9 protein-coding genes are annotated in these 8,559 nt (G+C 71.1%); 5 read left to right on the plus strand and 4 right to left on the minus strand.

Translation table 11 applies throughout. The annotated features are described in order from the left end of the window. Positions 1-15: 15 nt before the first annotated feature. Both VP06_RS33865 and VP06_RS23305 read right to left on the minus strand, forming a co-directional pair. Positions 16-873, minus strand: a complete 858-nt coding sequence (locus VP06_RS33865) for a phytanoyl-CoA dioxygenase family protein (RefSeq protein ID WP_053082001.1) — start codon at positions 871-873, stop codon at positions 16-18. Between the two features lie 529 nt (positions 874-1,402). Continuing rightward, on the minus strand, positions 1,403-1,783 hold the full coding sequence (locus tag VP06_RS23305) for an Os1348 family NHLP clan protein (protein ID WP_048466181.1): 381 nt from the start codon (positions 1,781-1,783) through the stop codon (positions 1,403-1,405). Positions 1,784-1,811: 28 nt separating this feature from the next. Between VP06_RS23305 and VP06_RS36570 the strand changes: the two genes are divergently transcribed. Beyond that, positions 1,812-2,093, plus strand: coding sequence for a hypothetical protein (locus VP06_RS36570; RefSeq protein ID WP_156295733.1), 282 nt, complete (start codon positions 1,812-1,814; stop codon positions 2,091-2,093). Here VP06_RS36570 and VP06_RS23310 read toward each other — a convergent pair. Beyond that, entirely contained in the window at positions 2,057-3,826 is a 1,770-nt protein-coding gene (locus VP06_RS23310; RefSeq protein WP_048466182.1) for a hypothetical protein, read from the minus strand. The genes VP06_RS36570 and VP06_RS23310 overlap by 37 nt on opposite strands. A 216-nt stretch (positions 3,827-4,042) precedes the next feature. Between VP06_RS23310 and VP06_RS23315 the strand changes: the two genes are divergently transcribed. The 4 genes from VP06_RS23315 to VP06_RS23330 all read left to right on the plus strand — a co-directional run bounded on the left by VP06_RS23315 (position 4,043) and on the right by VP06_RS23330 (position 8,121). After that, on the plus strand, positions 4,043-5,074 hold the full coding sequence (locus tag VP06_RS23315) for an NAD-dependent epimerase/dehydratase family protein (RefSeq protein WP_048466183.1): 1,032 nt from the start codon (positions 4,043-4,045) through the stop codon (positions 5,072-5,074). A 244-nt stretch (positions 5,075-5,318) separates the two neighbouring features. Beyond that, complete coding sequence (locus tag VP06_RS37335) at positions 5,319-5,654, plus strand: hypothetical protein (RefSeq protein WP_197093267.1); 336 nt, start codon at positions 5,319-5,321, stop codon at positions 5,652-5,654. Between the two features lie 35 nt (positions 5,655-5,689). Beyond that, on the plus strand, positions 5,690-7,210 hold the full coding sequence (locus VP06_RS23325) for an FAD-dependent oxidoreductase (protein WP_048466185.1): 1,521 nt from the start codon (positions 5,690-5,692) through the stop codon (positions 7,208-7,210). Then, a complete protein-coding gene (locus VP06_RS23330; RefSeq protein ID WP_048466186.1) occupies positions 7,210-8,121 on the plus strand; it encodes a UbiA prenyltransferase family protein in 912 nt (303 codons plus the stop codon). The genes VP06_RS23325 and VP06_RS23330 overlap by 1 nt, the downstream gene beginning before the upstream one ends. Positions 8,122-8,224: 103 nt before the next feature. On the opposite strand, the gene VP06_RS23335 is transcribed toward VP06_RS23330, so the two are convergent. Continuing rightward, positions 8,225-8,559: carboxyl transferase domain-containing protein (locus VP06_RS23335; RefSeq protein WP_048466187.1), on the minus strand; the 335-nt coding region annotated here is incomplete at its 5' end.

An 8,559-nucleotide genomic window follows, 5' to 3' on the forward strand; every position in this document is an offset into this window, starting at 1 on the left:
GGCGCATGCCCATGGTCAGGCCACCGGGGCGACGGGCAGGGGCCAGCCCGGAACGTGGGTCGGCGGGGAAGGCGGCGGCGGCGGCAACGACCCGTCGGGCCGCGGCCAGGCGAGCGGATGGCGCGGACCGGCGATGCGGTCCCCGACCGGGACGCCATCCCAGTCGATCGACGGGAAGGGCAGGCTTGAGGACCGCTCCGCCCCGTCGGCGACGTAGACGACCGCGAAAGCCCTGCGCCGGTGCGGCGTCGTGTTCGGCCCGGCGGCGTGGAAGGTGCAGGCGTCGTGGAACAGGATCGAGCCGCGCCGGACCGGGACCATGACCGGCTCGCGCTCGATCAGCGCGCGCTGGTCGTCGCTCCACTGGCGCCCCGTCACGAGGTCGAGCCAGGAGGACGGGCCGACCTGATGGGAGCCCGGCACATAGGCGAGGGCGCCGGACGCGAGGCTCACATCGTCGAGGGCGATCCAGGCGGTCACCAGCCGGCCGCGCACCGGCCAGCGGGTGATGTCCTGGTGGAGGCTCGTCGATTCGGCCCCCGGTTCCTTGTAGAAGGTCTGGTCGAGGAACAGCCGGACCGCGCCGGCCTCCAGCAGCGCAGCGGCGATTCCGGCGATGCGCGGATCGCAGGCGACGGCGCGGACCCGCCCCTCCTCCTCCCAGACATTGTAGCAATGGCTGAATTGTCGGTTGAGGACCGCGCGCTCCGCGAGCGGGCGCTCCTCCAGGGCGCGCCGGCGCACCAGCGCCTCGTCCAGGATTGCGGCGAGTTCGATCGTCTCCGGGCCGCTCAGCACCGCCTCGGCGACGGCGAAGCCGCCCTCCGCGAAATCCCGCCGCAGCGTCGCCACGCTCTCCGCCCACTCCTCCATCTCATCCCTCCGGCAGACAAACGACCGGCATGTCGGCGGCCGCGGCGCGCGGGCCGCTCTTCAGCAAACCCGCGTCAAACGTCCCGCTCTGCTCTCATGGAGCGCTCGTCTCGGCTCGGCCATGCGGATCGCCTAAGGCCTGCTCCACCGATCGGTCCACCCCATCACACACACACGACCTCCTCCCGAGATGCGGCCGGACGGCCCCCGCTGCCGGGCCTCGCGAAGGCGTGCCGAGCACGATGGGCCCGCCGCTCAGGGTGAATCCGCCGCTGGCACAGACAGAGGTCTTGCAAGGGTCTTGCAAAGGTCTTGAACGAGCATTGCGAAGCCGCCGTCGCCCGTCACACAGGCCCACACCGCCGGCCCGGGGCATGCCGACGCCTCATCGTCGATCTCGGGCGGGCCCGAGATCGACATGGCCATTGCCTCATCTCACACTGCCAACACGACGCCCAACTGTCCGGAACCTTGTGGGTAACGGAGGATCGAGAACGGAACCAAAGGTCGTTTCCAACGACCGTTGGTATTACTCGACATCCTCCTTGACCCGGGTCTCGCCGTCGGGGGCATCGGCCTCGCCGCGCCATTGCGGGCGGACCTGCGGACGAAAGACCGGGCTCACCCGCGGATTGTTCACGCGCGGATTGTTCACGCGCGGGTCGCCGATGCTCTGCCGCTTGCCGGTTTCGTTGCAGGTCTTGCCGGTGCACCACGCCACCGTTTGGGGGTTGAGAAGGGAGTCGCCGATCGCCAAGCCTCCCGCGATCAGATCCATCTCCTCGACGCTGAGCCCACACTCCGCGGCGGCGGCGGCGGGATCGTTCGTCAGCTTGTCCCGGAAATCCTTGTCCCTCAGCGCCCGCCCGAGGATCTCGTCGATCTTCTGTTCCTTGGTTTCGGTGGTCATGGCTCTCTCCAATGTCTCGCGATCGTGGATGGACGTCACGACGCATCGCCGCGGCATCAACTCCGCACACGATCCGTCATTCCGGCACGAAGATCGGCCGGACAAGCAGACAAAAACTGACGATCAGCTCATTACGCCACGTTTTTATTACGATATAGCCTCCGTGACAGGTGTCAAGATTCTGTATCTATTCATTTACCAGAATCATCTGCTTGCCGATGCGAATGTCGTACCTCCGGCGATGCAGGACAGGGCATGGCGCGAGTTCCCCGGTCAGGCGCCGTCCGCCACGGTCGCCGTACCGAGGTAGCAGAGCCCGTCCGACCCGGTCCTCAAGAAGGCATGTAGCTCCCCGTCCGGGGCGGTGGCGGCGCCGGACCAGTCGGTCCCCTCCGGCGAGGTCGAGGCGAAGCCGACGATCCGGCCCGCCGCATTGACCACGTAGACGCGGGCGAGGGTCGGCAGCCATGGCCGCGCCTCGGCACGGCCGGCGACGCGCACGGCGCCGGTGCCGAGATCGGCGTCGCGGCGCGCCGCGTCGAAGGCGCCCGGGCAGCCCTCCGGCGCGATCCGCCCGGCCTCCTCGACGGGACGGCCGAGGCGGCGCGCATCCGGCGTCGCGAAGATCGAGATCGCGCGCTCGCGCAGGAACGGGGTCATCGCCCGGACCTGGTCGGGATCCGTGTACAGCGCGCGGATCGCCGGCCGGTCGATCAGATCCTGGAGGAGCGCGTCCTCGACCGCGCGCTGCGTCGCGGCGCGCTCGATCAGGAAGGCGGTGGTCGGCGCGAGCGCGTGCAGGCTCGCCGCCGCGAGGACGAGGCAGACGCCGCCGATGAGCACACGCAGGCCGGCACCGGACCGCATCCCGTGCGACACCGACCATCCCGCGACGAGCAGCGCGCACCAGAACACCGCACTGCCCGTCGCGTAGCGGCTCGACATCGCGCCCGTGATCCCCTCGTAAGGGTAGCGCCCGAGGGCGGTGAGGACGGCGGAGCCCGCCGCAAAAAGGGCGATTCCGAGGAGCGCGAGGCGGGCGGGGTCGGTGTCCCGGCCGAGGGCGAAGCGCCCGGCGAGCGCCGTGACCGCGATGAGGCCGCTCGTTCCGAGGAGGATGGTCGCGCCGAGAGACGGGTCGAGGAAGTTGCCGAGATAGGCGGCGGCGAACAGGGCCGTGCCGCCGATCCTCTCCGGCCAGCCGGAGGCGGGATCGAGCGGGCTCGGCGGCCCGGCCGCGCCGTAGAGCTGGGCAGCGCTCGGCGGGACGTAATCCGCGAAGTAGCCGGCGGCGAGGACGAGCGTGAGGCACAGAGGGGCGGCGGCCCGCCGCCAGCCGGCCCGGGCGAGAACCGCCAGCGTGACGAGGACGATGCCGGCGAGGAGGCCGTTGGCCATGGTCAGGGTGGCGACCGCCACGAGAGCGAGGGCCGGGAGATCGGCGGCGGCCAGCCATGGCCCGCCCGCCGGGCCGCGGGCGAGCGACCTGGCATAGAGCACGATCGCCGCGCAGGCCGCCGCGTAGACGCCGACGAACTCGACCTGGAACCCGCAACCGAAATTCTCCCATTGCACCAGGGAGAAGAGCAGGAGCGGCACCACCGCGCCGAACGCCAGGTCGGCGGGCTTCGGCGCGAGCCGCCGGTGCAGGTCGAGGAGGAGCCCGGTGGTCAGCAGCACCAGGAGGAACAGCACCGTGATGCTGAAATAGCCGCTTCCGGCGAAGACCAGGGAGTCGGAATAGGTGATGAGCCGCGGAACGACGCTGCGATGCTCGTTGTGCTGGCTGAACAGGTCGGCGAGCGGGTGCGCGCCGGACAGGACGGATTGGAACACCGCGAGGCCGCCCCACTCGTCCTGATGCGGAAGCCGGCTATGGGTCGCGTAGCCGACCAGCACGGTGAAGGCCGCCAGTGCGGCGACCGGCACCGCCAGGCAGAGGCCGAGGACCGCGGCAAGACCGTGCCGCCGGCCGGCGGCGAGAACCGCACCAGACCCGACATCCCGGACCGGCCACGGGCCCTTGGCCGTGCTCACGCTCATGCGGGACCGCCTCCGGATTGTGCCCTCGCCAATCCGAAGGCCACATCCACGGCTCGCAGCCGAGCAATCACCCAATGCGGTGCGACACTCGTTTCCGCGGGCACTTTCGGAGTGTGCCTTTACCACCCCCTGGAATCAAGTCTCCGGCAGACGATATTTCACCGCAACACTGTCATGGCGGCTTGCCCGGCGGCGGAGATTGTCGATAATTGGGTCATGGCCGTTCATCTTGTCACCGGCGGATCGGGCTTTGTCGGTGCCGCGATCGTCCGCCGGCTGGGCGAGCGCGGCGAGGGCGTCCGCGTGTTCGACCTTCGTCGCGCTCCCGACCTGCCGCAGGGCGTCACGTTCATCCAGGGCGACATCCTGGACGAGGCGGCGCTGGGGGCCGCAATGCAGGGCGTCGCCTACGTCCATCACACGGTCGCCCTGGTGCCGCTGACGAAGGCGGATGCGCGCTACGATCGCGTCAACGCCGACGGGACGGCCCTCGCCCTCGCCTGCGCGGCGCGGGCCAAAATCCGCTTCTTCTCGCATCTGTCGTCGAGCGCGATCTTCGGCGCGCCATCCGCCATGCCGGTGACAGCGGCCACGCCGCTCGCCCCGATCGAGGCGTATGGCCGGGCAAAGCGAGAGGCGGATGAGCGCGTCCGCGCCGCCCAGGCCGCCGGCCTGCTGCCGACCGCCTGCATCCGTCCGCGCACGATCCTCGGACCCGGACGGCTGGGCATCTTCTCGATCCTGTTCGAGTGGATCCGGGACGGCGCATCCGTCTACGTGATCGGCGACGGGAACAACCGCTTCCAGTTCGTCCATGTCGACGATGTGGCGGAGGTCTCGATCCAGGCCTGCCTCCAGGAGAGGCCGGGTTGCTACAACGTCGGCACCGACCGGTTCGGAACGCTGCGGGAGGACCTGTCGTGGCTGATCGCGCAGGCGGGCTCGCGCTCGCGCGTCCGCTCCCTGCCCGCCGGCCCGGCGATCGCGCTCCTTTCGTGCCTCGACCGGCTCGGGCTGTCGCCCCTCGCCCCCTGGCACTACCTCACCTACCATCGCCCGTTCTGGTACGAGTCCGGCCCGGTGGCCGAGCAATTGGGGTGGCGGCCCCGCTTCTCCAATCGGGACATGCTCCTGGATGGGTATCGCTGGTTCGTCGACGGCGGGGCCGCGGCGGACGCCTCGATCCACCGGTCGCCGACCCGCCAGGGAGTGCTGCGCGGCCTCAAGGCGGTCTCGCGATGGCTCTGAGAGACTCAGGTCTCGGCAAGCCGAGGCAAGTCCCGGGATGCACCGGCCAGCCCCGCCCGCAGGCAGACAGACAATCCAGGCGCGACTTCGATCTTTGCGATTGATAAAATTTCAACGAAATTCATAATGGCCTTATTGGTTGAATCGTCTCGTCCTGGGGTCGGCGGCGCGATTCCTCCGTTTTGGACGACGCTCCGGAGCGCGGGCCGGTGGTCGTCTCCGGAGTGGTGGGGGGACCATGTGGGTGTCTGGCCGGTTTCTCGACGGCCTCCTCCTGGACGAGGTCGGCCTCGCGCCCGCGGAACGGGAGGCCGTCCGCGCGGCCGTGATCCGCGCCGCCACGGACCATGCGCGCCTCGCGCCGCTCCAGCTCCGGGTACCGATCGCCGTGCTGAGCCTCGGCTTCTGCGCGTGGATGGCCGTCGCCGGGCGGCTGGGATGGAACGCCGAACGGAGCGCGGCGGGGTGGGAGCGGCTCGGCGTCCCGTTCCGCGCGCTGACCCGACTGCAACGCTCGCTCGCCCTCCTGGCGCTCGCGGACGACCGGCGGCTGCGCTCCGCCTTCGCGCGCCGCGCGTGACCGGCATGGTCCCCCGGGGGATGGGCAGCCAAGGCATGGAAACCCGAGGCGTGGGGACCGGGGGGCATGAGCCGGTCGCCTGCGACGTCCTGGTGATCGGGTCCGGCGCCGGCGGAGCGGTCGTCGCCGACCGCCTGACCGCGGCGGGACGGGACGTGGTGCTGGTCGAGGAAGGGCCGGACGTCCCGGCCGACCTCGCGCTGTCGCCCGCGGAGGCGATGCGGCGCCAATGGCGCTGCGGCGGGCTGATGACCGCCTTCGGCGCGCCCCTCCTGGCCTATGCGGAGGGGCGCTGCGTCGGCGGCGGCACGGAGATCAACGCCGCCATCCTGCAACGCATCCCGGCCGCGCTCCTCGATGCGTGGAGCCGCCGCTACGCGATCGCCGAGTATGGCGCCGACGCGCTCGCCCCCTATTTCCGCGAGGCGGAGGCGCTCCTCGGCGCGAGCCCGCCGGAGCGGCCGCAGGGAAGCGTGACGACCCGCTTCGCCGCCGCCGCCGCCGCGCTCGGATGGGACCACCAGAGCCTCACCCAGGCGAAGGACGGCTGCCTCGGCGGCGCGACCTGCGCGGAGGGCTGCCCGCCCGGACGGCGGTCGATGGCGAGCGCCGTGCTGCCGCGGGCCCGCGCCAGGGGGCTCCGTGTGATCGCCGATTGCCGGGTCGTCCGGCTGGAGCGGCGCGGGGCGCGCGTCGTCCGGGTGCTGGCGCGCCGGCGCGACGGCGCGGGCCCGGCGCGGCCCATGACGTTCCGGCCGGAGCACGTGTTCCTCTGCGCCGGCGCGATCCACACGCCGGCGCTGCTGCGCCGGTCGGGCCTGGGGCGGAATGTCGGCGCGAGCCTGCGCGCGCATCCGGTGGTGCGGGCCGCCGCGCTGTTTCCCGAGCCGCTCACGGTCCGCCACTCGGCGACCCCGCTCAGCGCCGTCACCGAATTCATGCCGGATCTCCGCCTCGGCGGATCGATCCTGCTTCCGGGCTATCTCGGCATGATGCTGGCCGAGGATTGGCAGCGCCGGGGCTGGCTGTGGGCACACCGGGAGCGGGTCGGCCTGTACTACGCGATGGCGCGCGCGGAGGGGCGCGGCCAGGTGATCCCGATCCCCGGCCTCGTCGAGCCGCTGGTCCGCTACCGCGCCACCGACGACGATTGGGAGCTGCTGCGGCGGGGCCTGCTGGCGTTGAGCGAGCTGCTGTTCGCCGCCGGTGCCGAGCGGGTCGTGCCCTCCCTGTTCGGCCATGCCGGGTGGACGAGCCCGGGCGCGGCGCGGGCGGAGCTGGCGGCGCCGCTGCGACGGTCGCGGGCGGGCCTGGCGACGCTCCACCTGTTCTCCAGTTGCCCGCCCGGGGAGGAGGCGGCGCTGACGGCCACGGATTCGTTCGGGCGCCTGCGCGGTCTGAGCAACCTCACCGTGGCGGATGCGAGCCAACTGCCCGAGGCGCCGGGCGTCAACCCGCAGCTCGGCGTGATGGCGCATGCGGCGCGCGCGGCGGACGCCTTCCTGGCCGCCTCCGATGCCCAGGCCCGGCGCCGCGCCGCCCGGGACGATGCGTGATGCCCCTGCCGCCGCTCCTGCGCCTGATGCGACCGCAGCAATGGACCAAGAACGCCTTCGTCATCGCCCCGCTTTTCTTCTCCGGGTACCTGTTCGACTCGGCGCGCTGCGTGGCCGCTCTCGCGGCAGCCGTCGCGTTCTGCGGCCTGTCGAGCCTCGTCTACGTGATCAACGATCTGTGCGACCGCGAAGCCGACCGCCTGCACATCAAGAATCGCGCGCGCCCGATCGCCGCCGGCACCGTGTCGTGCGGCGCCGCCCTGGCTTTGGCCGGACTCCTCGCCGCTCTCACGGCCGCTCTCGTCCTGGTCTCGGATCCGCCCGCGACCGTGCGGCTGAGCTTCGCGCTCTATCTGGGGATCAATCTTGCCTATTCGCTGGGCCTGAAGCACGTGCCGCTCGTGGAGATGATTCTGGTCTCCTCCGGCTTCGTCCTGCGGCTCCAGGCCGGGGCCGGCGCCATCGAGACCGTCATCAGCGGCTGGATGCTGGCTTGCACCAGCCTCGTGGTTCTGCTGCTCGTGGCCCTCAAACGGCGCGCCGATCTCCAGCAAGGCAACGACCCGGGCCATCATCGCCGCGTGCTCTCGGCCTACAGCGTCACCTCCCTCGACCTCCTGGCGGTCTTCCTGGCCGCGACGGCGGTGGCGACCTACGTCGCCTTCAGCGTGTCGGCCGATGGGCGCACCCGGTACGGCGATCTGCTGCCGCTCACGTCCGCCTTCGTTGTCGTCGGTGTTCTGCGCTTCCTTCACATCGCGATGATTGAGCAGGGCGGCGACAACCCGTCGGAGACGGTCACGCAGGACCGCATCCTGCGCCTCGCCTTCCTGGCCTGGGCTTGCAGCTTTTTCGTCCTGATCTACGCCAACGACGCCGGGCTGCGCAGCATGGCGGCGCTGACACGGTGACGATCGGCGCCGGTCTGCGGGGTTGGCGATCTGGAGCGTCGGGGCGGCACGGTGATCGGGGGCTCTCGACATCGTTCATCGCCAGTGCACCGGGTTGCGCGGCTTACAGCGGGATGTTGTCGTGCTTCTTCCAGGGTTGCTCGCTCTCCTTGGTGCGCAGCATGGCGAGCGCCCGGGCGACGCGGCGGCGCGTTGCGTGCGGCATGATCACCTCGTCGATGTAGCCGCGCTCGGCGGCCACGAACGGCGACATGAAGCGCTCCTCGTACTCGGCCGTGCGGGCCGCGATCGTCTGCGGGTCGCCGAGATCCTGGCGGAAGATGATCTCGACCGCGCCCTTGGCGCCCATCACGGCAATCTGGGCGCTCGGCCAGGCATAGTTCACGTCGCCGCCGATGTGCTTGGAGGCCATCACCGCGTAGGCGCCGCCGAACGCCT

This window comes from Methylobacterium aquaticum (genome assembly GCF_001043915.1).
GTDB lineage: Bacteria > Pseudomonadota > Alphaproteobacteria > Rhizobiales > Beijerinckiaceae > Methylobacterium > Methylobacterium aquaticum.